Source organism: Desulfotignum balticum DSM 7044, assembly GCF_000421285.1.
Classification (GTDB): domain Bacteria; phylum Desulfobacterota; class Desulfobacteria; order Desulfobacterales; family Desulfobacteraceae; genus Desulfotignum; species Desulfotignum balticum.
Map to the genome: position 1 here is coordinate 102698 of NZ_ATWO01000003.1, position 24096 is coordinate 126793.

General features: G+C 50.5%; 28 protein-coding genes and 1 pseudogene. 19 read left to right on the top strand and 10 right to left on the bottom strand.

Annotated elements, in window-relative coordinates; translation table 11 throughout:
• Window positions 1–47 precede the first annotated feature (47 nt).
• Complete coding sequence (locus tag K365_RS0125235; protein ID WP_024336824.1) at window positions 48–1067, bottom strand: TRAP transporter substrate-binding protein; 1020 nt, start codon at window positions 1065–1067, stop codon at window positions 48–50.
• 253 nt (window positions 1068–1320) lie between these two features.
• On the opposite strand from K365_RS0125235, the gene K365_RS0125240 reads away from it, so the two are divergent.
• A complete protein-coding gene (locus K365_RS0125240) occupies window positions 1321–2109 on the top strand; it encodes an IclR family transcriptional regulator (protein ID WP_006966658.1) in 789 nt (262 codons plus the stop codon).
• Window positions 2110–2135: 26 nt separating this feature from the next.
• On the opposite strand, the gene K365_RS0125245 is transcribed toward K365_RS0125240, so the two are convergent.
• Both K365_RS0125245 and K365_RS0125250 read right to left on the bottom strand, forming a co-directional pair.
• Complete coding sequence (locus tag K365_RS0125245; protein ID WP_024336825.1) at window positions 2136–2273, bottom strand: tyrosine-type recombinase/integrase; 138 nt, start codon at window positions 2271–2273, stop codon at window positions 2136–2138.
• Window positions 2254–2511 carry a hypothetical protein gene (locus K365_RS0125250; RefSeq protein ID WP_006966655.1) on the bottom strand — a complete coding sequence of 86 codons (258 nt, stop codon included), beginning with the start codon at window positions 2509–2511 and terminating at the stop codon, window positions 2254–2256. Before K365_RS0125250 ends, K365_RS0125245 begins: the two co-directional genes overlap by 20 nt.
• Window positions 2512–2881: 370 nt before the next feature.
• On the opposite strand from K365_RS0125250, the gene K365_RS0125255 reads away from it, so the two are divergent.
• From K365_RS0125255 to K365_RS0125265, 3 genes are read left to right on the top strand one after another with little or no spacing between them, the layout of a single operon-like run.
• Window positions 2882–3148: a type II toxin-antitoxin system HicA family toxin gene (locus K365_RS0125255; protein ID WP_024336826.1), complete on the top strand. Its 267-nt coding sequence runs from the start codon at window positions 2882–2884 to the stop codon at window positions 3146–3148.
• A gap of 2 nt (window positions 3149–3150) precedes the next feature.
• Window positions 3151–3636, top strand: a complete 486-nt coding sequence (locus K365_RS0125260; protein WP_024336827.1) for a type II toxin-antitoxin system HicB family antitoxin — start codon at window positions 3151–3153, stop codon at window positions 3634–3636.
• A gap of 9 nt (window positions 3637–3645) precedes the next feature.
• A complete protein-coding gene (locus K365_RS0125265) occupies window positions 3646–4050 on the top strand; it encodes a DUF6941 family protein (RefSeq protein ID WP_024336828.1) in 405 nt (134 codons plus the stop codon).
• Between the two features lie 461 nt (window positions 4051–4511).
• On the opposite strand, the gene K365_RS0125270 is transcribed toward K365_RS0125265, so the two are convergent.
• The 4 genes and pseudogenes from K365_RS0125270 to K365_RS0125285 form a co-directional block, all read right to left on the bottom strand.
• The gene (locus K365_RS0125270) at window positions 4512–4724 is read right to left on the bottom strand and encodes a hypothetical protein (RefSeq protein ID WP_024333569.1); all 213 of its coding nucleotides are present in this window, start codon (window positions 4722–4724) and stop codon (window positions 4512–4514) included.
• A 133-nt stretch (window positions 4725–4857) separates the two neighbouring features.
• Complete coding sequence (gene istB, locus K365_RS0125275) at window positions 4858–5601, bottom strand: IS21-like element helper ATPase IstB (RefSeq protein ID WP_029724919.1); 744 nt, start codon at window positions 5599–5601, stop codon at window positions 4858–4860.
• Window positions 5598–6854: an IS21 family transposase gene (istA, locus tag K365_RS0125280; RefSeq protein ID WP_024333570.1), complete on the bottom strand. Its 1257-nt coding sequence runs from the start codon at window positions 6852–6854 to the stop codon at window positions 5598–5600. Before istA ends, istB begins: the two co-directional genes overlap by 4 nt.
• Before the next feature lie 360 nt (window positions 6855–7214).
• Window positions 7215–7559 (bottom strand): annotated as a pseudogene (locus K365_RS0125285) (IS1380 family transposase); the annotation flags it as partial.
• A gap of 379 nt (window positions 7560–7938) precedes the next feature.
• On the opposite strand from K365_RS0125285, the gene K365_RS0125295 reads away from it, so the two are divergent.
• The 5 genes from K365_RS0125295 to K365_RS0125310 all read left to right on the top strand — a co-directional run bounded on the left by K365_RS0125295 (window position 7939) and on the right by K365_RS0125310 (window position 11568).
• Entirely contained in the window at window positions 7939–8430 is a 492-nt protein-coding gene (locus K365_RS0125295) for a GNAT family N-acetyltransferase (protein ID WP_029725801.1), read from the top strand.
• 132 nt (window positions 8431–8562) lie between these two features.
• Window positions 8563–9138, top strand: coding sequence for a GrpB family protein (locus K365_RS0125300; protein ID WP_024336831.1), 576 nt, complete (start codon window positions 8563–8565; stop codon window positions 9136–9138).
• Window positions 9139–9377: 239 nt separating this feature from the next.
• A complete protein-coding gene (locus K365_RS27710; RefSeq protein ID WP_084490122.1) occupies window positions 9378–9653 on the top strand; it encodes a type II toxin-antitoxin system RelE/ParE family toxin in 276 nt (91 codons plus the stop codon).
• A gap of 12 nt (window positions 9654–9665) precedes the next feature.
• Window positions 9666–9965, top strand: a complete 300-nt coding sequence (locus tag K365_RS0125305; RefSeq protein ID WP_006966644.1) for a HigA family addiction module antitoxin — start codon at window positions 9666–9668, stop codon at window positions 9963–9965.
• Window positions 9966–9981: 16 nt separating this feature from the next.
• Complete coding sequence (locus K365_RS0125310; RefSeq protein WP_169433001.1) at window positions 9982–11568, top strand: SidJ-related pseudokinase; 1587 nt, start codon at window positions 9982–9984, stop codon at window positions 11566–11568.
• A gap of 62 nt (window positions 11569–11630) precedes the next feature.
• Here the strand turns inward: K365_RS0125310 and K365_RS0125315 are convergent, their stop codons facing one another.
• From K365_RS0125315 to K365_RS0125325, 3 genes are all read right to left on the bottom strand, one after another.
• On the bottom strand, window positions 11631–12914 hold the full coding sequence (locus K365_RS0125315; RefSeq protein ID WP_006966642.1) for a TRAP transporter large permease: 1284 nt from the start codon (window positions 12912–12914) through the stop codon (window positions 11631–11633).
• Entirely contained in the window at window positions 12911–13348 is a 438-nt protein-coding gene (locus K365_RS0125320; protein WP_006966641.1) for a TRAP transporter small permease, read from the bottom strand. Before K365_RS0125320 ends, K365_RS0125315 begins: the two co-directional genes overlap by 4 nt.
• Before the next feature lie 71 nt (window positions 13349–13419).
• The gene (locus K365_RS0125325) at window positions 13420–14406 is read right to left on the bottom strand and encodes a TRAP transporter substrate-binding protein (RefSeq protein WP_006966640.1); all 987 of its coding nucleotides are present in this window, start codon (window positions 14404–14406) and stop codon (window positions 13420–13422) included.
• 107 nt (window positions 14407–14513) lie between these two features.
• On the opposite strand from K365_RS0125325, the gene K365_RS0125330 reads away from it, so the two are divergent.
• The 10 genes from K365_RS0125330 to K365_RS0125370 all read left to right on the top strand — a co-directional run bounded on the left by K365_RS0125330 (window position 14514) and on the right by K365_RS0125370 (window position 24093).
• Complete coding sequence (locus K365_RS0125330) at window positions 14514–15434, top strand: nitroreductase family protein (RefSeq protein WP_006966639.1); 921 nt, start codon at window positions 14514–14516, stop codon at window positions 15432–15434.
• 76 nt (window positions 15435–15510) lie between these two features.
• On the top strand, window positions 15511–15765 hold the full coding sequence (locus K365_RS29000; RefSeq protein ID WP_245569314.1) for a cysteine hydrolase family protein: 255 nt from the start codon (window positions 15511–15513) through the stop codon (window positions 15763–15765).
• Window positions 15766–15824: 59 nt separating this feature from the next.
• Entirely contained in the window at window positions 15825–16136 is a 312-nt protein-coding gene (locus K365_RS29005) for an isochorismatase family protein (protein WP_245569315.1), read from the top strand.
• Window positions 16137–16329: 193 nt separating this feature from the next.
• Window positions 16330–17766, top strand: a complete 1437-nt coding sequence (locus K365_RS0125340) for a TolC family protein (protein WP_024336833.1) — start codon at window positions 16330–16332, stop codon at window positions 17764–17766.
• A 5-nt stretch (window positions 17767–17771) separates the two neighbouring features.
• Entirely contained in the window at window positions 17772–18767 is a 996-nt protein-coding gene (locus K365_RS0125345; RefSeq protein ID WP_006966636.1) for an HlyD family secretion protein, read from the top strand.
• Complete coding sequence (locus K365_RS0125350; protein WP_024336835.1) at window positions 18754–19938, top strand: ABC transporter permease; 1185 nt, start codon at window positions 18754–18756, stop codon at window positions 19936–19938. Before K365_RS0125345 ends, K365_RS0125350 begins: the two co-directional genes overlap by 14 nt.
• Window positions 19935–21092 (top strand): ABC transporter permease, encoded by a 1158-nt coding sequence (locus K365_RS0125355; protein ID WP_024336836.1) that lies wholly within the window; start codon window positions 19935–19937, stop codon window positions 21090–21092. Before K365_RS0125350 ends, K365_RS0125355 begins: the two co-directional genes overlap by 4 nt.
• Before the next feature lie 322 nt (window positions 21093–21414).
• A complete protein-coding gene (kdd, locus tag K365_RS0125360; protein WP_024336837.1) occupies window positions 21415–22449 on the top strand; it encodes an L-erythro-3,5-diaminohexanoate dehydrogenase in 1035 nt (344 codons plus the stop codon).
• A gap of 64 nt (window positions 22450–22513) precedes the next feature.
• On the top strand, window positions 22514–23545 hold the full coding sequence (dctP, locus tag K365_RS0125365) for a TRAP transporter substrate-binding protein DctP (protein WP_024336838.1): 1032 nt from the start codon (window positions 22514–22516) through the stop codon (window positions 23543–23545).
• Window positions 23546–23568: 23 nt separating this feature from the next.
• Complete coding sequence (locus K365_RS0125370) at window positions 23569–24093, top strand: TRAP transporter small permease subunit (RefSeq protein ID WP_024336839.1); 525 nt, start codon at window positions 23569–23571, stop codon at window positions 24091–24093.
• Window positions 24094–24096 lie beyond the last annotated feature (3 nt).

Consider the following 24096-nt stretch of genomic DNA (forward strand, 5'->3'; position numbering starts at 1 on the left):
TTACAGAGCACCCTCTTCGGCTTCAACCGTTGATACCAGGCAGGTGATTACTGGGCCTGTCTGGCTTTATCCGCTTTTTCAAGCTCTGCCACCACTTCCATGACAGCGTCTTTGCCGCCGACTTTGTCATAGTATTCAGGCCACACTTTTTCCTTGGCCACTTGAATCATTTTGTCTTCGTCAGAAAATTCACTGTATTCCATGCCGGCGTCCAGCATGGCCTGGAGGGCTTTTTCAGATTCTTCCATCTGGAACAGCACACAATACTGCTGGGCTTCGATGCCGGCCCGGATCAGGATGTCCTTGAGGTTCTGATCCATTTTCTGAAAATGTTTTTCACCGATGATCATGGGCTGCAACGAGAACTGGTAATGCAGCGGTGTGATGTATTTCTGTACTTCCTGAAATTTCATGGTGTAGTTGACAATATAGGGATTGTCCTGACCGTCCACCACGCCCTGCTGCAGCGCGGTAAAGGTTTCCGGCCATGCCATGGGGGTGGGATTCGCGCCCCAGGCTTCATAGGATGCGATCATCAGGGCGTTCTGGGGGACCCGGACTTTCAAGCCTTTCAGATCAGCCATACTGGTGATTTTGCGTTTGGAATTGGTCAGATGACGGAAATTGGAATAGGTCCAGGCCAGAATCCGGATTCCGGCTTCCTTTTGAAGGATGTCGTTCCATTGTGCACCCAGTTTTCCCGTGGTGATGGTGACGGCATCCCGCATGCTCTTGATCACATAAGGGAAGGTCAGGATGTTGATTTTCCGTGAAAACGGGGACAGGTTGGGGACAGAGAGCATGCACAGGTCCAGTTCGCCGCTGCGGGTGTTCTGGAGCATTTCCGTTTCATTTCCCAGGGCGCTGCCCGGGAAGAGCTGAATTTTCACATCACCGCCCGTGTACCCTTCCACCAGGTATTTGAACTGTTTGGCAATGGCACCCTGGTCGGAGTTGATGGGATCCCCGAATCCCAGTTTCAATACTTTTTCAGCAAATACCTGGGATGGTATCACCAGGCAAACGGACATCACGGCCAATGTTAAAAAAAGAAATAATTTTTTCATGCGAATTCCCCCTCTGTTTGATTTAGTACTCAAATTTGTTACTATAATAGTAACTCCAATCCTATAATCGAATTTAAAAGAGATATTTATTAATGTCAACCCCTTTTTTAAATTTTTATCAATGTTTTGTATTTCATGGAACTGCCAAATATGATATGCACCAGATTCTGTGTTTAGTATGACACAAACCAGATCGTATTTCCGTCATTATATGATAAGATACATCTGGATCAGACAACAATCAGGATATAAGATGTCCAGTAAAAAAGACCAATATTTTTCTAAAACCCTGGAAAAAGGCCTGTCGATTTTAGACCTGTTCGGCCGGGAACACCCGTCCCGGTCCCTGACGGAAATTTCCACGCTAACCGGGATCAACAAAACTTCCACCTACCGTCTGGTCAACACCCTGATCCAGCTGGGATATCTGCGCAAAAGTGTCACTGACAAATCCCTGCGCTTAGGGCCCAAGGCGTTTTCCATGGGCCATGAATGCTTTCACGGGTTTGATATCTATCAGGGCATCAAGCCCATCATTGACAAGACCTTTTTCGAACATCACATATCCATTGATTCCGCGCTCATTGACGGATTCAAGCTGATTTCCCTGTACCGCCGGGAAATGCCCAACCTGGTGTCGTTCCACCTGCCCCTGATCATGGACGAACTCTATGCCCGGGCCATGGGAAAGATCGTGCTGGCCAACCTGGGCCCCGACGACCTGGAACACTATTTTGCCGACCTGGTGCCCAAAAAACTGACCCCCCACACCCTGGCGGACATCGACGAGATCCGGAAAGATATCCGGAACACCCGGACACGGGGGTATTCCATCAATAACAAGGAATATATGACCGGTGTGATCAGCATCGGGGCCCCCATGATGAACTTACAGACCAAATCCGTGGTGGGGGCAGTGAGCCTGGATTTTCCATCCAGAGAATATTCCCTGGACGCCATCGAAAAACAGTATATCTCCGTGCTGCTCACCCTGGCCACGGAAGCCTCGGACCTGATCACCACAGCCGGCATCCGGCAGTAGGGGGGGAGGCAGCCGGCCCGTCCCGGTTATTTCAGAAATTCCGCCGGACGCACGCCGCCGCCGGGTTCCCGCTTCAATATATGGATATAGATCATGGTCGTGTTCAGATCCTTATGGCCTAACAGATCCTGCACGGTGCGGATATCATATCCGTCCTGAAGCAAGTGCGTGGTAAAGGAATGCCGGAGGGTGTGAACGCATGCCGCCGACGTATATCAGTTTCAGTATCAGCGCATGAATGCCGGAAACATGGCTGAACAATTCCCTGATCTCCTCTTTGGACAGCACCACAGGGATGCGGGTGCGTTGTTTTGCCCGGATCGTGTTTCTGAAATCCCCGAATTCTATTTCCAAAACCTCCCGGTACAGGAAAAGCAATGAGAGCTTCGTTTGAAACATCATCTGTTCCGCCCTGATAAAACTGGAAAAATTGATCCAGCCATCCAGTGTAATATTTTATTTTCCCTGGACTGATTCCCTGGGCACGGCAAAAACCGGCCAGGTCGGCTGTTTCGCGATTCGTGGTCATGGTATTCCTGAAATTATTGATTATATGTCAAAGCGTATCGTCAATATATGTAATTTTTGTTGACATCACAATAAGGAAAACATATGAGGGTTGGAAAGCGAGGAGGAATCTGTCATTTACGTCATGATATATAATGACTGTTACATTTCAACCCCAATAAAACAACATGGACCAAATGAACGGAAAAAAACTGCTATTTTATATTGACTTTCTGGTACCGTATACGGTACAAGAATTACATGTATGACAGAAAGAAAGATAAAATTATATAAAAAATTAAATGAATCGCCGACAAATGCAAAATTTCATGAAATCTGTAATTTAGCAGAAGAAGTCGGGTTTGAATTTAGAAACCAAAGTGGAAGTCATAAAATTTATAAACATCCTGTTTATAAAAAAATGATGAATTTTCAACCTGATAAACGTGACAATAGCAAGGCGAAAAAATATCAAGTGTCTCAATTGATTACTTTTATTGACGACAATAACTTAATCAAGGAGAATAAATAATTATGAAAAAATATTCTATTAATATCATTTATAGCGAAGAAGATGAAGGATATATAGCTACCGTTCCTGAATTTCCAGGCCTATCTGCTTATGGAGAAACGCCTGAAGAAGCAATAGAAGAAGCTCAAATGGCCCTTAAAGGTTTTATTGAAGTCTTTAAGGAGGATGGTTGCAAGATCCCTGCTCCACAAACGTTTGAAAGCTACAGCGGACAAACTCGATTGCGGTTACCCAAAAATCTTCATGCCAAACTAAGCAAACAGGCCGAGAGAGAAGGCGTGTCTTTAAATACTTATATGGTCCAACTCCTTTCTGAAAATCATATTAAGTATCAAATCGAAAAAAGGCTTAACAAGATAGAACAATTAACTTGTGTCTCAACAATTTTTCAGGGTGGGAAACAGTTGAGAAGCAATAAAAGTAAAAATTATGTAGTCCGAACCGCTGATTGGGATCACGAAAAGACTTCTAACCTTTTTATGCATTAAATTAAACATATGAAGATAGCAAAAAAAATATTCACATTAGTTTGTGACGATATTAGATTGGAAATCGATGGTAAAATCTCCTTAATGGGGATACAAGATAGAGATCTTGTTGTTGATGAAATTCCATATATTCTGCCTAGTTTAGCTATAATGATCTCGCTTGAGGAAATGCAAACGGAAACATCTGAGATCAATGTTATTGTAAAAGCTCCAAAAGTAGAAGCAGAACAACTTAAGTTTGTAGCACCACCGGACAAAGCGAAAGATGATAATGATGTTAAATTGCTTGTAAAATTAACCCCATTTAGAATCAAAGCTGAGGGTGAAGTTAAAATACAAATCAAACTTCCTGATGCTAAAAAAGCAATAACCATACACTCTTTTAAAATCGTTCAATCAGACCCATTGGATTAATTGCTTATCCTTGGTAGATCTGCTTTTGTATAAGAAACCCTATCATGCCTAAATGAAATGTAACAAATGAAGGATTAGTAACCGTGCCGAGGCACGAGGCTCGGTACTAATTGGGATCGGGGATTTAATTCCCAGCCATTTTCAGGGATTTTTTCCCAGCCAATTTCAAGGGTTGTGATCCAGCCACTGATATTTTAATTCCGTTAACCGATTTTATAATCATATATAATTCCCTCCATTTAATTCGCCTTGTAACCGTTACGTGGAGGGAGCATGGATCCTATTCCCTGTCTGGGCTGTGGCATTTTCTTTAAACCGCGAAACAAACTTCAGGGCTATTGCTCCCATCCAGACTGCCAGCGTGCCAGAAAGGCTTTATGGCAAAGGCAGAAGCTGGCTGTCAAGGGTCACGAGAAATTGAGCCATTTATGGTCATCAAAAATGAGCCACACCGATTCATTTTATAAATCTCCTTTGCCTTTTTTTGTTATGGGATCATGATATTTAAAACCGGCGTCGATCAATATATATTCCAGCATTATTCCGACTTCACCTCTCTTTTTGAGTTCATCAAGCATCCACTTTTGTATACGGGCATTGACATGAACCCGTTTCAAGTGTGGTGGTAGTTTTGGCTTTGGTTTTCCCCTGTATCCTCCACGGTTTTCTACCATATGCACACCTCCTAATGGTAAGACGATCGCTGAAGATTACCGATATTAGGGCATTTTAGATAATTGTGCCCCGTTTTACAAAAATACAGGGCCATATTCGATGTGACTTTAGCCCCTTCCTTACTGCCCGCATTCATGCTTTTTTGCCTTTCAGTCTGTAACTGTTACCCTTAATATTAATGACGGCGCTGTGGTGAAGCAGTCGATCGAGGATGGCAGTCACGATGATCGGGTCATGGAACAGTTCTGTCCAGTCTCCGAATGCCTTATTTGACGTGATAATGGTGCTGCTCTTCTCGTACCGGTTAGCAATAAAACGAAAGAACAAATTGCACTCTTCCCGTGTGATAGGTGTGTAACCCACTTCATCCACAACGACCAGGGAGGATTTATAGTACCCACGGCCCTTACCCGGCTTTCCAGCTTCGTGATCCTTTCGCAGCTTGATAATCAGATCCTCCATGTTGGTAAAATAGATACTCATGCCGGACTGACACGCTTTCAGCGCAAGGGATACCGCAAGATGCGTCTTTCCCACACCGGGAGGGCCAAGGAAAATTACATTGCCTTTCTCACGGATAAAACTTAAGTCAAAAAGTCCCATGATTTTCTGTTTATCCAGGCCGGGTTGGAAGGCGAAGTCAAACTCATCTATGCTTTTGATATACGGTAGTCCTGATATTTTTAGTGCAGTTTCGATGCGGCGCTGCTCTTTTGCCGCCACTTCCTCTTCGAGCAGTTCATCGAGAAAAGACAGATAGCTTTTTCCCTGTTCCTCGGCCGTCTTGGCAAGGCCGCCTAAAACTTCATAAATCCGGGGGAGCTTTAATCGGGTGAGGTTGGATTCAATGCGATCCATTACAAGGGTATTACTCATGCAAACACCTCCTGCAGTATTTCTTCATATGCAGAGATGGAACGGACCTCAACATCCATGTCATATTGGGGTTTCTGGGGACTGATCGTCTGCTTTGCCCGTCCCTTACTTTTCTGGGCATGGTGATATTTGCGCCGATTCATGTCCATGTCTTTTTTTAAGGCTTCGTAGAATCTCTTCTTCTGGACCAGATTTCCCTTTGTTGATGGGATGTCATAGGTAACTACCAGCCAACTATTTTGAAAAATGCGTAGCTGTCCATCTTTCGAGCGAAGGATGACCTGTTCTCCTACCAGGGTGTGGGGGACGACATAGCGGTTTCCATGAAAGTGGACAGTGCAGTCTTTATACACCTGCCGGTAAATACGATATGAGGTATCAAACGGCTGCGGAGGCAGTGCATTTAAATGTGGCTGCTCCCGCTTAAACCGGGCGCTGACTTTTTCATGGGTGGTGCCATGGATCCGTTCATCCTTTTTTAAAATCCAAGACCAGAGGTCTTTGTTGGCCCTGATTAAGTTGACAAAACCGTATCCTCGCCAGAACCCTTCCCGGATGAAGGTATAAGGACGTTCAACCTTCCCTTTAACCCAAGCAGCATAAGCAGGGGCTACTTTGGGAACGAATCCGTAATGAACGGCAAATCCTATCAGGGTAGAGTTAAATTTGTCCTTTCCAGCCAGCTTGGCGATATACACATTTTTCATGCGATCATAGAGTATCTGATCCGGGACGCCGACGAAGTACTCAAAGGCGTGTATATGGCAGTCTAGAAAGCTTGGCATGTCGCATCGTTCGATCAACTCTGTATAGATTCTCCGGGAATATCCCAGAATCATTGAAAACAGGTACAGCTTTCTGACACTGCCATCGGGAAGTTCAACCTGAAATTCTCCGAAATCCACCTGGGCCTGGTGACCGGGTTCTGTCTCAAATCGCATGTAGGCAATTTTCTGTTTTTGTTTCTTGAGTTTACCGACCTTTCGCTTCACTGTTTCATAACTGCCGGCATAGCCTTGGTTGACAAGGCGGTCATAAATCCAGGTGGCGGTGTAATATTCGTCTTCATCAAGCCAAGCTGTGATGGTACCGTGATAAGGATCAAGAATGCTCGTGCGATGATATGGCTTTGGATTTTTCAAGCAGCTTTCCGGGGCTTCAAGGTATTTTTTGACGGTGTTACGGCTTATGCCCAGGCGCCGGGCTATGGCCCGCTGGGTCAAGCCGAACCTGTGCAGATCCAGTATGTCCAAAATGGTCTCCTTTTTTTCATAAACTCTCCACGATTGTCCCGGGTAAATGCAGCAACATATGCATTTACTCGGGAAGTTGAACAAGGGGGATTGAAAAAAGATCCCCCTTGTTCAATTCCCTAGTGGCTCAGTTTCAAATGACCATTTTTGGCTCAATTTAACATGACCATCGACAGAGTTCTGGCTGGTTCCGATGATTGCAAAGATGGACGCGGTAAAAATTTTTATCGCAGCCATACCGGGCGATCCCGGATAATTGCAAAGATGGACTCGAGGACAGGAGATATTTTTTTATGTTACACCCGGAGCAAAAAACTTTTTTGAAGGAGGGGTGTCATGATACGGAAAAAAATATTGTCTCCAGGCCGGATTTTTTCTCAGCAGCTCGATATCTTCCAGACAGGTTCCGCCGGCAAGGATGTTATAGGCCATGTTGGCGACATGATCTGATTCATGATAGGGCAAATGACGTTTGAGAAGTTCAAGATTATTGTCAATTTCTTTGAGCAAACCGGTCTTCCGTGCAAGAAGATGGATCAACCCAATCCCTCCATAGGAAATACCCTGATGACGGCCATCAAATTCATAATGAATGTTGGATGCTTTGAACATGGGATGAGGCTGCTGTGTCCAGTTCTTTTTTTTAAGCTTTTTGCTGATTTTTCTCTTGCGTTTTGCCAGTTTTTTGTCGATATTCATACTCACTCGAAACGCCTTTCCAGTTTTGTGTTTTTGTTTTGGGTAAAATCATTATACACTTTATTGGCGGGCGTTTCGACCTTTTTTTACTGATATCTTCTACTTAAATCACGCTTTTTTTGGGTTTAATGGAAACAAAAGGACCTGATTTGGTAAACAAATGCCTCAATGACAAGCTTCTGATTAATTCACCAAAAGAAAAGTCAATTCGGCTTATGCCGCCGCTCGTGGTGAATGAAAATGAAATTGAGGAAATGCTTACGATTCTAAAAAACAATCTTGCCGAGAAAAAAACAACATAACAGACCAGTGCACCGGATTGCCATTACGCTGTGCTGCATGGCAACCGGTGACCGGCACGTTGGCCTAATAAAGAAAAATAGATATGATTGAAATTCAGCCATTTTCAGAGATTTATCTTTCAGGTGTTGTGGATCTCATTTTGCCTATTCAACAATCCGAGTTTAATATTCCTATCACACTGGATGCACAACCAGATATACTGGATATTCCAGCATTTTATCAAAAGGGAAATGGTAATTTCTGGGTGGCTTTGATTGGATCAGAAGTAGTCGGAACCATTGCATTGATAGATATTGGCAATCAAGAAGGTGCATTACGAAAAATGTTTGTAAAAGCAGAATATCGTGGTGCTGCTTCTGGCGTAGCTCAAGAATTATTGAAAAAACTAATCAATTGGTGTGAGCAAAAAGACTATACAAACATTTATTTAGGCACAACACCAAAATTTATTGCAGCTCACAGGTTTTATGAGAAGAATGCTTTTACTGAAATCGAAAAGAATGATTTGCCTGATTCTTTTCCCGTCATGACTGTAGACACCAAGTTTTATAAATATACACTTGCACAAGCGTAGCCCAACAAATATTTACACCGGACCGCTTAGCGCCGCTGCAGGTCTAAAGTTAAGTGGTCTTGGCAAAATTTTCGTTAATTTGCCACCGGTTTGGCCGCCGGTGAAACTGGCGTTGGCGCAATGAAATAAGAGATGGAAACACTTGAAGAAAAGGTTGCCCGGGTTGTGAAGGAAGATGTTGCCGTCGTTCCATACGATCCTCGTTGGCCTAAGCTGTTTAAGGAAGAGAAGGCTCACCTTCTGTCCTGTCTGCCCAAAACGCGGGTCAAACGTATTGAGCACTTCGGCAGTACAGCGGTTCCTGGTCTGGCGGCGAAGCCTATTGTCGATATGCTGGTCGAGGTAACCTCACTGGATGAAACCAGGCAAAAGGTTCCCCCGATACTCGAGCCAAAGGGATACGACTTCTTTTGGCGGCCAATGTGGGGCCACGACACGCCGCCCTTCTATGCATGGTTCATCAAACGGGATGCAGGCGGAAACAGAACCCACCATATTCACATGGTCGAAGCACATTTCGAGCTTTGGGATCGGCTGCTCTTTCGGGACTACCTCATTGAACATCCGCACGTGGCAAAGGATTATGGCAATCTCAAACGGAAATTGTCCAATACCCATGCCAATGATCGGGTCGCATACACAAAGGCGAAGACGGACTTTATTGTCCGGATCACCAACATTGCCAAAGCATACTACATGGAGGCCTAACCTGTCAGCTCAGGTGACAGTCAGGGCCGATTCGGTTTAGGAGAGGCTGGATCAAAAAACGATTCATTATCATTTATCCCCTCTGTAATTTCCAGCTCGGTAAAATTGTTAAAAAATAATGTGCTGCGCGCAATGGATGCGCTACATCCCCTATATTCTCCTTCCGGCAGGTGAGGCAATCGTTCTCTTCCTCAAAATACAATGTTTGACATTTAATGTAAGCCGTTATATCTTTAATTATGATAAAAAATTTTAAATGCAAGCGTACAAAATCTCTTTACGAAGGAAAAAGCCCAAAGCAATTCAGAGCTTTTCAGGCGATAGCAGAACGTAAGCTCCAAATGCTTGACAGTGCAGATGAACTGCTTGATTTACGATCTCCACCCGGTAATCGATTTGAAAAACTTGGGGGAGACAGACAAGGGCAGTACAGCATAAGAATCAATAAACAGTGGCGTGTATGCTTTGCATGGTCTGATGAGCCTTACGATGTAGAGATAACAGACTACCATTAGGAGGAATAAATTATGAATAATATGCGAGCAATCCATCCTGGAGAAATAATCAAAGAAGAGTATTTAGAACCATTAAATATGAGTGCTAATGCGCTGGCTGTTGCCTTGCGCGTATCAGCACCTAGAATCAATGATGTGATAAGACAAAAGAGAGGGGTTAGCATTGATACGGCTCTCAGGTTAGCTAGATATTTCAACACCACCCCACAATTCTGGATGAACCTGCAAATCAGTTATGACCTCAAAATTGCCAAACAAAATATGACAAAAATTGAGAATGAAATTATCCCTCTGCAAGCTACCACTGCATGAATCGGTGGCAGATTGTTTGCAGACACGTCCAATCGATGATTGTCACGAACAGACGGAGTTGTGCCGCACCCAGGCCCTGATCAACCGCGGGATCAAAGATTTTTCAGGCGCTTACATGGCGGTCAAATATGTGGCCGGCCACATGGACAAATACCCGGACACCATCGGCGCCGACACGGTGAACACATTGACCGGCCTCATCCGGTCCCCCCGGTTTGAAAAACAGAAGCAGTCGTATTTTCTGTTTCATGAAGCTGCCGAAGCCTTGATCCGGCTTGCCGCCCGGGTTAAAGAACCGTTGTCAAAAAGCATCATTCAGGCACTCAACGATATTTTGTATACCTCTCACGGAAAACGCCTGCGGGCCGTGAACCAGGCCTTAGGAGAGCTGCCATGGGAACCGGCGGCATCCGATCCTTGGGTCATGGATCCTTTGTCTGTTCTGCCGGTAGATCTGAACGGGCTTGTGCCCGGGTCTGCGGCAGAGTTGAAGCAGACCCGATGGCAGGGCCGGAGCCTGATCATCAACACATCCGGCACCGCCTGTGTTGTGCTGAAATTTGCCACCAGCGCCGACAATATCACGGACCTGGCCCGGGAGGCGGCCTGGCTCACCCGACTGCAGTTGTCCGGGGGAGATATGGCTGCCGGCGGTTTTGATACGCCCGTGCCGATTGAACACAAAGGGCACCGGGTGTTTACCATCACCTCTGATCTGCCCGGTGACACCCCTTCTTTCCTGTACAAGCAGCACTGCATTGCGTTTTCGCCCTGCCCCGGCTATTATGAGTACCCCAACGATCCGGGATGTCTCCAACCCATGTCATGGACCCGAGATGTGTTCATCAAAAATGCCCGGATCCTGGGCCAGATGACCGTGAAGGGCATCGTCCATACGGCGTTGATTCCCTTGTTTCATAACCGGGTCCAGCAGCGGCGGCGCAACGATCAGGGGGCGTATTTGTGGGAACATGCCGGCCGTCTGGACCAGTGGCTGGATTCCTGTCAATATCCCAACTTTGCCCGTTCCGGCCCCAGGGATTTCGAACACATCGAACAAATTGATACCGGGGCCGGACTGCGCCATTACATTGGCGAACATCTCTTGAGCTTCATCCTGGTGATCGGTAGTGTTTTCAGAAACAAGGCCCCGGACCGCAGAGGTCTGACTCCGGACGCAACCCCTGAAGACACACGGGATCTGTTTGACGGGGCAGCGTTTGAATCCATGATCGCAGACGTGAGCGAGAATTATTTTAAAGGACTGTGCAAAACGGGCCTGCCCCAAGAGCTCTTGCAGACTATCCCCCGGCTCACCCGTGCATTGATTCAGACCATGGGATATGATGAGCACATGGAGGAAGTGCTGCGGATCCAGGATCAAAACCGGATGGCAGAGGAACAATATCACCAGTTTTTATATCAAAGGGGGGTCAAAATCATACCCCCGAAAGGACAGACGGATATTTTGCTGAGCACCGGCCCCCACCTGGGCGGATTCAATCAAAGCATTTCCGTTCCGGAACTCATTGAATACCTGTTTCGTTTTTCCGCCCTGGCCGTATCTCACTGCTTTCTCAATGGAAAACGAATGTCAGGATGAACGGTTTTGGGTATAACCCATTACATGGATCGTGCAACCTACTTTGGGAAGGATTCCTTTTTTCAATTGCTCCCCACCAGGCCGGACAGCCACAGGGTCAGGGGCGGATAAAAACAGATCAGGGCCAGGTCCACCACCAGCACGATGAGAAACGGCACCACCCGGCGGCTCACGGCGCTGATGCGGTCCCCGGAAATGGAGGCGGACACGATCAGGCAGATGCCCATGGGCGGGGTGAGCATGCCGATGGCCAGGTTGGCCACCACGATGACCCCCAGCTGGATCAGGTCGATCCCCAGGGCCGGGAGCATGGCCGTGATCATGGGCACCAGCAGGATCAGGGCCGCCGTGGTTTCCACAAACACCCCAGCCGCCAGGAGCACCAGGTTCACCATCATGAGCAGCAGCACGGGGTTGTCCGTCCAGGTCAAAAGCGTGCCGGCCAGGGCCGCCGGGATATCTTCCATGGCCGCGATCCAGGAAAACACGGATGCCGTGGCAATGATGAACATCACCACGGATGCGGTGATGGAGGCCTGGGTGAAAATGGGGACCAGGTCTTTGATCCCGATCTGCCGGTACACGGTCATGGACACCCCCAGGGCATAGACCACGGCCACAGCTGCGGATTCCGTGGCCGTGAAAATGCCGGACAGGATTCCGCCCAGGATGATTATGGGTGCCCCTAAAGCCAGAAACGCCCGCTTGAAAGAGACAATGATCTGCCGCACGGAAAAAACGGCCCCCGGCGCATACCCGTTTTTCTTTGCCACCAGGGTGGATACCGTGATCAGGGACACGCCGATAAGCAGGCCCGGCAGAATGCCCGCAGCAAACAGCCGGGAGATGCTGGCGCCTGTGAGAAACCCGAAAATGATCATGGGAATGGACGGCGGAATCACCACCCCGAGGGACCCGCCCGAGGCCTGGACGGCGGCGGAAAAATCAGACGGATACCCGGACCGCTTCATGGCCGGGATCAGCACGGCCCCCACGGCGGCCGTGTCGGCGGCCGCAGATCCGGAAATCCCGGCAAAAAACATGGCCGACACAATGGACACGGCGGCCAGCCCGCCGGGCAGCCATCCGGTCAAGGCATTGGCAAAATCGATGAGCCGCTGGGAAATCCCGCCTTTTTCCATGAGTGTGCCGGCATACATGAACAGCGGCACGGCCATGAGATGAAACGAGTCTGTGCCCGCCACCATGCGCTGGACCACCATCATCAATGAAAAGTCTCCCTGCACGGCAATGGCGGCCAGGGATGCCGTGCCGATGGCAATGGCAATGGGGGTGTTGATCATAAACAGAAAAAACAGGGTCAGGATCAGCAGTTCCGTGGTCATCCGGTCTGCTCCGTTTTTTCATTCATCTCCGTGTCAAACACCCGGCATATTCCGGCCAGGCAGTGCACCAGGAAAATGGCCCCGCTTGCCGGGACCACGGCCATGATGATCCATTTGGAAATCCCTGTGGCCGGAAAGATCTGAAGCCGGACAAACCAGGCGAACTGGGTGCCGCTGACCACCATCACGGTAAACAGCACGGCCCCGGCCAGATACGCTGCCAGGGCGGCCCCGGTTTTCCATATCGCCGGCAGCCGCCGCACCAGGCTGTCCACCCCGGGATGGACCCCGTGACAATAGGCCACGGTCGCGCCCAAAAACGACAGCCAGATCAGCAGAAACCGGGCCAGTTCCTCGGACCAGAACAAAGAATGATTGAACATATACCGGGATACCACCTGGAGAGCCACCACCAGGGCCATGACCATGCCCATGACGCACACCAGCCCTTTGACCCAATGGTTCAGTTTTTGGCTGATCTCTGGGATATATGCGGGGATCTGTTTTATTTGACGGCCTCCAGCATCCGGATCAGCAAATCCTGAACCCGGGGGGCCTGATACAGGTCCAGATCCTTGAGCCCGGCCACCCGCTTCCGAAAGGCATCCACATCCGGATCATCCGCCACCTGCATGCCTTTTTCCCGGACCAGGGCCAGCCGGGCCGCGTTTTTTTCCCGGTTGTCTTTGCGCTGGAACCGGGCCGCCTCCACGGCCGCTTCTGTTATCAATGTCTGGTCCGCTGCCGGCAGGCCGTTGAACCAGTTCAGCGAGGCCACATTGATGTGCGGGGAATACACGTGCCGGGTCAGGGTCATAAATTTCTGGATTTCATAGAATTTGTATACTTCCATCACCCACAGAGGGTTTTCCTGGCCGTCGATCACGCCCTGTTCCAGTTCCGTGTAGATGGGCCAGGGCATGGGTGTGGGATTGGCGCCCAGCGCCTGCCAGATCGCTTTGTGAAGGGCCGAAGACATCACCCGGATCTTCAGGCCTTTGACCTGGTCCGGCCCGGTCACGGCCCGCTTGCTGTTGGTGAGGTTCCGGAACCCGTTTTCCGAAAAGCACAGCCCCTTGAACCCGGAAGTCTCCAGGCTTTTCAGGATTTCGTCCCCCAAAGGCCCGTCCAGGATCCGGTCGGCCTGGTCATGGTCTTTGAACAGAAACGGATAGTTGATCACCCGGACAATGGGATCAAAGGTGTCAAACGGCCCGCCCGTGATCACCCCCATGTGGATGGTGCCCATCTGGATCTGCTGAAGGATTTCCGTTTCATTGCCGATGGACGCGGAATGAAATATTTTGACGGTGTACGCCCCGTCTGACCGGGCTTCCACCCGTTTTTTGAACTTTTCCGCCATGATGTTCTGGGCCGCGCCCGGCTTGGTCACCACCCCCAGCTTGATGGCAAACGGGTTGGCAGCCGGGGCCGTGGTGGATATCATCAGCACCAGCATCAGGATCAGGTGAAACAGACCGATTTTCTTCATACCGCCTCCTTTTTGCAACATATGCGCTTGTGTTGTTTTCATGAATGGTCTTTTATTATATGATTCTGATAAAAAATGGTAGGTTTCACCCTGAAAAAAGGATATCCATGAGTTTAACATCTGCTTTTGTGAACATCGACCCGGACCGGTGCACGGGGTGCGGAACTTGTGTCCGTGTCTGCCCCTCAGACATCATTTCCCTGGAAAACCGCACGGCCCATGCCGCCCCGGACACGGACGCGGCAAAATGCCTGGTCTGCGGCCACTGCATGGCGGCCTGCCCGGAAAGTGCCATCCATATCCCGGCACTGGATCCCAGCCAGAACCGGTTTTTTGCCTTTGACCTGGACCCGGCCTGGCTGGCCCCGGGCACGGGGATCCCCACATCAGACCTGGCCCGGCTCATCTGCTCCAGGCGGTCCTGCCGGCACTACAAACAAACGCCCGTGGAAAAAGAAACGCTTCAGGACCTGATCCGGCTGGCTGTCTTCGCCCCGTCCGGCACCAACTCCCAGGCCTGGACTTTTACCTGCCTGACATCCAGATCCCAAGTTCTGGTCCTGGGAAACGCGATTAAGGATTTTTTCAAACGCCTGAACAAAAAAGCGGAAAATGGGCTGCTGCGGAAAGCCCTGGCCCTGGTGGGCGCCAAAACCCTGGACCACTATTACCGAAACTATTATGAATCCGTTAAAACGGCCATCCTTCAGATGGAGACGCAAAACCGGGACCGGCTCTTCCATGGTGCGCCCGCAATCATTCTTATCGGGTCATCCCCCGGGGCTTCCTGCCCCAAAGAAGATGCCCTGCTGGCGGCCGGCAATATCCTGCTGGGGGCCCACACCATGGGGCTTGGCACCTGCCTGATCGGGTATGTGGTGGCACCCATGACCGCAGACCGGTCCATCCAGAAAAAATTGGGAATCCCGGCATCGGAAACCATCCATGCCGCTGTGGCGTTAGGCTATCCCAAAGAAACCTATCAGCGCATCACCGGCAGAAAGCGCCCCGTGATCCGGATGATTTGATTTTCCCGGTTGAAATCAGGGAAGGGAACCCCTATGGTTATGATATGACAACAGCGCAACAAGGAGATGTTTTCCCATGATAGACAGAAAAGAAGAAAACACAGCCGTCCTGGTGGTAGATGTCCAGGGCGATTTTACCCAACTGATGAATGGCAGCCTGGCCGTTGAAGGCACGGACCAGGCCTACCTGGATCAGGTGACCGCGGAAACAAGGCGGCTGAAATCCTTAGGCTTTCCCGTGTTTGCCACCCAGGACTGGCATCCGGCCGATCATATCTCTTTTGTGACCATGCATAAAGGCCATGTTCCCTTTGATGTCATCGCGACCTGAACGGTACCGATCAGATCCTGTGGCCTCCCCACTGCATCCAGAACACCCCGAACGCCGAAGTGCTGGTGGACAACGGCCTGCTTGAGGCGATCGTGAAAAAGGGCATGGATCCCAGATATGATTCCTATTCCGGTTTTTTTGATGACGGGAATCATGACACGGGTCTGGACGCTTTGCTCAAAACCCATGGCATCACTGATCTGATCATGTTCGGGCTGACCACGGATTACTGCGCCCGGGCAACGGCCATGGACGCCCGGTCCCTCGGGTATGGGGTCAGACTCATCCGGAACCTGTGCCGGGGCGTGGCCCCGGACACCACCGGAACGGCGATCGAAAAAATGGCTGACGTCGGGGTGGTGATGGTGTGAATTTTTTTTCGGACCTGGGGCTGCACACCCGTGTCATTGACAGGGTGCCGCCGTCATAATCGGATATATCATTGAGACTCCTTTTCAATGCCGGATCCAGCAAGTGGAACCGTTTTTTCGGTAAAAAAAGTTGAAACACCAAAGAAAATACGTATACTGAACAATTTAGAATCATCTGGAGAATGTAGTTTCAATGATAGACAGAAAACAAGACCATACCGCCGGAGAGGGCATTTTTACTGCCCAAAAAGCCTGGCAAGTCGTCGCGCTCATGGGTTTTTTTCTTCTGGGTCAGGTATCCACCCCGGCATTTTCCGGGGAAGCCCTGACCTTTCCCCAGGCCCTGGACATGATGGTCTCCCGGAATGAGTCCGTTTTAAGCGCGGCTTCCGAAGTGGAACAAAAGGAATACGAGGCAAAAGCCACCCGGGGATTGAATTTTCCCGAAGTAACCCTCAGCGGCCAGTTTGTCCGGATCAATGACGTCATTGACCTGGATCTGAATCCCATCAGGGACGTGATTCTGGCGTTGCATCCGGCCGTCCCTTCAGCCGCGGTTCCCTTGTTTCACGAAACGGTTCAGGAAGACACCTTTTTCAAGTCACAGCTGAACGTCACCTGGCCGGTGTACACGGGGGGAAAGATTTCAGCGGCCCAGCGCGCTGCGGATGCCGGGGTGCGGGAATCAGCGGCAAAACTGGACCAGACCAGAGACACGCTCACCTCGGAACTGGTTAAATTTTATTATGCCGTCCGGCTGGCCGATCAGGTGTATCAGATCCGCCGGGAGGTCGTGGATGCCCTTGATCAGCATGTGTTTCAGGCCCGGCGGCTGCAGGAAGAAGGATTTATTGCCAGAACCGAGGTGCTTCATGCCCAGGTGGCCCAGGCCCGGGCGGAAAGGGAACGCAAGGCATCGCTCCGGGACCTGGATCTGGCAAAAATAGCGCTTGCCAACATTCTGGCTGCAAAAAATCCCGTTATCCCGGTTTCTCCGTTGTTTCTTTTGCCGTCCGTTGACCCGGAAGCCGCTTTTATCAGGCAGGCCCGGGATCACCATCCCGCCATCGCCCGCATCGAGGCCGTGAGAGACAGGGCCGGGGAAAACCTGAAGGCCGCCAGATCTGAACGGTATCCAACCGTATATCTTTTCGGTACCCGGGAACTTTACGAAAATGATTTGACAGTTTTGGACCCGGCCTGGTCCATCGGTGCCGGGGTCAATGTCACCCTTTTTGACGGGGGGGCCAGGGCCGGCAAGATCGCGGCCGCCCGAAACATAGAGAACCAGGCGGAGTTGATGCAGCGCAAACTGGCCAGAGACCTGGAAACCCTGGTGTCTTCCCGCTACCAGGAAATGATGAAAGCCAGTGAGCAGTATGATTCCCTGCAGTCTTCCGTGGATCTTGCAAAAGAAAATATCCGCGCCAGAAATCGTTCTTTTGAAGAAGGCCTGGCCACATCACTGGATGTGGTCGACGCACAGCTCTCATTGTCTGAAACCCGGGTGGAAAGACTGCTGGCTGCTTACAATTTTGACGTTGCATTGGCCCGGCTCCTGGAAGCATGCGGCCGTGGAACAAAATTCCCCCAGTACCTGGCAGGAAACATGATGGAGGTGGAACATTGAAACGCATGCGGACAATATTGGAGCCGCTGATCGGTCTTCTTGTCTTGATCGGTATCGTCTGGGGCCTGACCCTGTACCTGCAGGAACCCGAAATTCAATACATACAGGGGGAGGTCGATGCCACCCAGGTCAACCTGGCGGTCAAAATCGCCGGGCGGGTTTCTGACGTGTTTGTGAAAGAAGGGGAGTACGTCCAAAAGGGAACCAGCCTTCTGCGGCTGGACAGCCCGGAAATCACAGCCAGGCTCACCCAGGCTTCCTCGGCCCGAAAAGCCGCTTCCGCCCAAAAGGACAAGGCAGACGCCGGGGCCCGGAGCCAGGAAGTGGACGCGGCCATGAATCTGTGGATACAGGCCCGGGAAGCTGCGGAACTGGCTGAAAAGACATACCGGCGCATCAACCGCCTGTATGCGGACGGCATTGTTCCGGGACAGCGGCAGGATGAGGCCGAAGCCAGGTGGAAAGCCGCTGAAGCCGCAGCTGCTGCGGCCCGTTCCCAGTATGACATGGCGCTGGAAGGAACCAGAAAGGAAGACCGCCAGGCCGCTTCTGCCATGGTTGACCAGGCCCGGGGAGCCGTGACGGAAGTGGAAACCTATCTGGATGAAACCCGCTTGAAAACCCCTTTGAGCGGGGAAGTGATCCACCTGCTGGCAGATCCCGGGGAGGTGGTCAATGCCGGCTACCCCGTGGTCACCATCCTGGACCTGGATGATATCTGGATCACCTTTAATATCAGGGAAGATCACCTGGCAGGCATGGAAATGGGCCGGGTGTTTCCAGTGTTTGTCCCCGCCCTGGGCGACAAAACGTTTGAAGTAAAGATAAGCTATATTGCCCCGCTGGGTGATTATGCCACCTGGAGAGCCACCAGCGCATCCGGTGGATTCGATCTTAAGACGTTCGAACTCAGGGCCAGGCCCCTGGACCTTATCATCGGGCTGCGGCCGGGCATGAGCGTCCTGGTTTCCCGAAAGGACCTTCCCGATGCCCGCAAATGAGGGCCGAACCGGATTTCTGGCCGTATTTGCCCGGGAATTCTCGCATATCCGGCAGCACGCCCGATATCCTTTGGCCATGTTCGTGTTTCCTTTGCTTTCGTTCATCCTGATCTGGGGCCTGTTTTCCGAGCCCTATCCCCGTGAACTTCCCGTGGCTGTGGTGGATCTGGATCACTCAAAACTGTCCCGTTCCCTGATCAGGGCCGTCGACGCATCCCCCGAGATCCGGGTCGCTTTTCAGGCAGCTGATCCTGTCGAGGCAAAGAACCTGATGCTCAAGGGCGCCGTCTATGCCTGGCTGCACATCCCTAAGGCCCTGGAAAAAAACATCCTGGAAGGAAAAGGCGGGGAGGTCACCGGTTTCATCAACACCCAGATGCTGCTTCCGGGAAGCATGGTTTCAAGCAGCCTCCAGGCAACGGTTTCCACCCTGTCCGCCGGCCTGAATATCCGTTCCCGGATGCAGGGCGGTGCCATGCCGGAACAGGCAATGGACCTTTTAGATCCCGTAAGAATCGACCGCCATGTCCTGTTCAATCCCCAGCTCAACTACATGTACTTTCTTTCGGCGGCCCTTTGTCCCACTTTTCTGCAGATTTTTGTCCTGATGGTCACGGTGATGGCTTTAGGCAGCGAATTTAAAAACCGGACCGCAGAACACTGGCTCAAGACGGCCGGGGGAAGTGTCTGGCGGGCGATCACGGGTAAGCTGGCCGTCTATTTTCTGTGTTTCAGCCTGGTGGGGCTGATCATGCTGGCAGTCATATTTCCGGGTTTTGGCGTGCCTTTGCGGGGATCTTGTGCCGTTTTGATGGCCGGTACCCTGATCCTGATCCTGGCCTATATGGCATGCGCACTGGTCCTGGTATATCTTTTTTCCAGCCTGCGCATGGCCCTGAGTGCGGCTTCTTTTTTTTCCGGCACGGCGTTCGCGTTTGTGGGCATCACGTTTCCGGTGGAGGGGATGCCGGCCCTGGGCAAAGCCTGGAGCAGTCTGCTTCCTTTAACCCATTACCTGCACCTGTTCCAGGAACAAACCCTGCGCCAGGCCCCGATATCCCTGTCTGTCCCTGATCTGTTGATCATGCTTGGATTCGTTGGCGCAGGCTACTGCCTGATTCCTTTTTTCAAACGCCACATGACAGACAGCCGTTACTGGGGAAAAGCATGATCAGACACCTGTTCTGCAATATCTTTGCGGAGTTGAACGCCATATTCAGGGATCCCGGGGTATTGATCATCATGGTCGGTGCCGTTGTATTCTACTCGTTTGTATATCCTTTGCCCTATTCCAGTGAGGTGTTGAAACAGGTGCCGCTGTCCATTGTTGATTATGATCGTTCAGCGTTGAGCCGGCAGCTGGTGAGAATGACCGATGCATCGGAATTGTTACGGGTGGTTTCCCGGGACCCGGACATGGAGGCGGCCCGCCGGAAAATTCAGGCAGGCAGATCCAGCGGCATACTGGTCATACCGGACGGATTTGAAAAAGAGGTGCTGCAGGGCCGGAAAACAACGGTGTCCGCTTATGTGGATGCCACCTATTTCCTGGTTTACCGGCAGGCCATGACCGGACTTGTCACAACGGTCCGGACCCTGTCGGCCGGGATCGAAGTGAGCCGTTTCAAGGCCGGAGGTTGGTCCCATGAAAAAGCCCTGACAGACCGGTCTCCCCTCAACCTGATCAGCCGGTCCCTGTTCAACTCCCATATGGGCTATGCCACCTATATTGTCCCGGCGGTTCTGCTCCTGCTCCTCCAGCAGACCATGCTCATCGGCATCGGTATGCTTTCCGGCACGCGCCGGGAACACCTGCAGGAAAAAAAGGCCGTGATCCCGCTGCAGGGAGGCCCCCTGGTCAGAATCCTGGGTCGAACCATTGCCTGCGTGGCCCTGTACCTGGTCCATATCTATTTCTTTTACGCGGTGGTGTACCAGATCTGGGATTTTCCTTTGCGGGCCGGATTCCTTGACATGTTTGTGTTCCTGCTTCCGTTCCTGCTGTCCGTGGTCCTGTTGGGGCAGTTTCTGGCCACCTTTTTCAAAAGCAGGGAATCATCCATCATCATGATTGTCTGGAGTTCAATGATTGCCGTTCTGGTTTCCGGATTTTCATGGCCCGTGGAAACCATGCCCCACTGGATCAGGGCTGTTTCCATGCTGCTGCCCAGCACCTGGGGGATTTCAGGCGGCCTTCGAATGGCCCAGATGGGTGCGTCGTTCAGCCATGTCATGAACGAGTGGTTCTGGATGTGGGGATTGAGCCTGTTTTATCTGGTCCTGGCCTGGATCAGTACCCGGTTCATGGCGGAAATCCATGAATAAATCAGTTTCAATCCCATTGACGGTCTTGCTGCGGCACTGGGGTCGATCAACAATGTCCCTGATTCATAATCGACTCAGGAAATAGAAACGAACCAAAAATGGTTCGTTTCTTTCAGCCCCGTTTTTTTCGATCAGCCAGCAATAAATGTAATATCCTGAAATTATAGCAAAAAATGTTTTTTCATGTTTTTGTTTCGGCAAATTTTCTGTTGGCACATTAAATGCAGTTATCATTGATAACCTTGTGATACCGCTGGAGACAGCACGTATCAAACAGCAGATATTAATTGAGATGTGAATCACATGAATGGGGGGGTGTTGAGTGAAGTCTGACAGATTTGGCAGTCATCGTGTAATCGCTCCTGAAGGCGTTTTGCCCCAGGCAGCCAGCCGGCTGGATCCGGATCTGGCTGTTCTGCCCAATGAAATTCTCATCGATGTCATTGCACTCCAGCCGACATCTACCGCTTTCAACCGTATCAGACAGGCCTGCCATGATGACATTGAAAAGATGAAAGCAATGATACTTGATCTGGTTGAATCCCAGGGGAAATTTCAGGATCCCGTAACCAGATCAGGCGGAATCCTGATCGGACGGGTCAGTAAAATCGGTGATCAGCTCAAAAACGCAACGGACATCGGACCCGGCGATCACATCGCTACGATGGTTTCTCTTTCATTGACCCCACTAAAGCTGGAAGCGATCCACCATATAGATCTGAAAACGGATCAGATAAGGGTCACAGGAACGGCCATTCTCTTTGAAAGCGGTATTTATGCCCGGCTTCCCGAAGACCTGCCGGAAAAACTGGCCATGGCCGTACTGGATGTGGCCGGGGCCCCGGCCCAGGTCAGAATCAATGCGGATCCGGGAGATACCGTGGTCGTACTGGGTGCCGGCAAGGCAGGGCTTCTCTGTCTTCAAGAGGCCATGGACCGGGTTTATCCTTTTGGAAAAGTGGTGTGCCTGGAATATGATGCCTTCCAGTGCCAAACCGTTCAGGACCTTCATCTGGCACACCATGTCATATGTGCGGATGCCAGAAATCCATTAAAAACACTGGCGCAATTTCAGCAGGTCATGGGGGATGAACTGGCTGATTTTACCGTAAACTGCGTCAATGTGCCGGACACGGAAGTCACGTCTGTTCTTCTGACTCAAGACAGGGGACTGGTTTATTTTTTCAGCATGAGCACTGATTTTGCCAAAGCCTCCCTTGGTGCGGAAGGCATTCGAAAACCAACGCGGATGCTTATCGGAAACGGCTATTACCCAGGTCACACGGAGATCGCTTTCCAGGTCATACGAGAACACCCGGAATTGAGGGGATACTTTGAACATAAATTTACAGGGTAGGCAGTTGCCACGGGGGTTTCTGCCTGTAAATGAAATCATAAAATTTTATCAAAGGAGATGTTCCATGTCAAAGAGATCGCGTTTCTTTTTTACCATCCTGGCCTGTGTGCTGGTAATCGGACTGGTGTACGCGGCCCCGACCATGGCCGAAAAGAAAAAGGTTTACAAACTCAGGATGCAGATTCTGTTCGGCCCGGACATGATGTGGCAGTACCAGCCATTTATTGATTACTGCAAAAATGCGAGTGATGGACGGCTCATTATCCAGCCATTTTCCGGTGGGCAGCTGGTGCCGGATGACCAGATGATGCAGGCATGTGCTACTGGAACGATTGACATCGCCGGCGGTGCAGGCGGCTACTGGTCGGATGTGATTCCCATCGGCGCCACTGAAGGGGTATTGCCGTTTGCGCTGAGAACCATCACTGATGTGAACACATTCTACTATCAGCGCGGATACCTGGAACTGTGCCGAAAAGCCTATGCAGAACATGGTGTATACTACCTGGGGCCTCAAATGGTTGATTTTGCATATCTGATGGCCAAAACCCCGGTCAGAAATCTCGAGGATCTGAAGAAGCTCAAACTCCGCGCCGTCCCCAATATCGGCAAGGTTCTTGGCAAACTGGGGGTATCTGCCCAGTATTTTCCGGCAGGTGAAGTGTATCTGATGATTTCATCAGGACAGCTGGACGGAGTGATTTACGGCGGTTCTGTAGCAGCCGAGTCCATGTCCTTCCAGGAAGTGGCCCCGTATTACATGACTCCGAGTTTCAACCCGGCCAACCAGAACCTGATCATGAGCCTGAAAAAATACCAGTCCCTGCCTAAAGACTTGCAAATTATTCTGGATATGGCGACCCAGCTGGAAAACCTGTTTCTCCAGACCACCAACTGGAATCTGGAATTTGCCAAACGCCGCTCCATGATGGAGAAAAACGGGCTCCAGGTGGTGGAAATGGACACGGCCCTGGTGGATGCCATTGCCGAAAAAGCCCGGGAATTCTATAAAGATGTTGCTGCCAAAGGTCCCTATGCGAAACAAGCTGTTGAAATGATGGAAGATTACATGCGGGAAGTCGGTTACCTGAAATAGCTTGAAACGAAAAGGTGGTTTTCATGAGAGGATTGAGGTTGTTTGTGAAGGCAGTTGATTCCATTTCTGTCAGCGTCGGGCGGTTGACCAGCTATACCATGCTGATTCTGCTGGTAACGTCGTCCATTGAAATTGTCTGCCGGTACTTTTTCAACAAGCCCACGACTTGGGCCTATGAGTTCGGCCAGATGACGTTTGGCTGTTATTTTCTTCTGGCAGGAGCCATGACTTTGAAAAACCGGGAGCACGTCGGAATGGATATTTTTATTGAAAAACTGTCCCCCCGGAACCAGGCCCGCGTCAATGCGGCCACCTTCATCCTTACTGCCATTTTCTGTATTGTCCTGATATGGAAGGGCTGGGAATTCGCCTGGCCTTCCATTCAGCGCCTGGAGCATTCAACCAGTGTCTGGGGCCCTCCCATCTATATCTATAAATTCATGCTTCCGTTCGGCTGTTTTCTGCTTTTCATGCAGGCCTTGAGCAATTTTATCAAAGACCTGTTTTTTGCACTGTCCGGAACCCATCTGAGCAAGGAGGAAGAATAGACC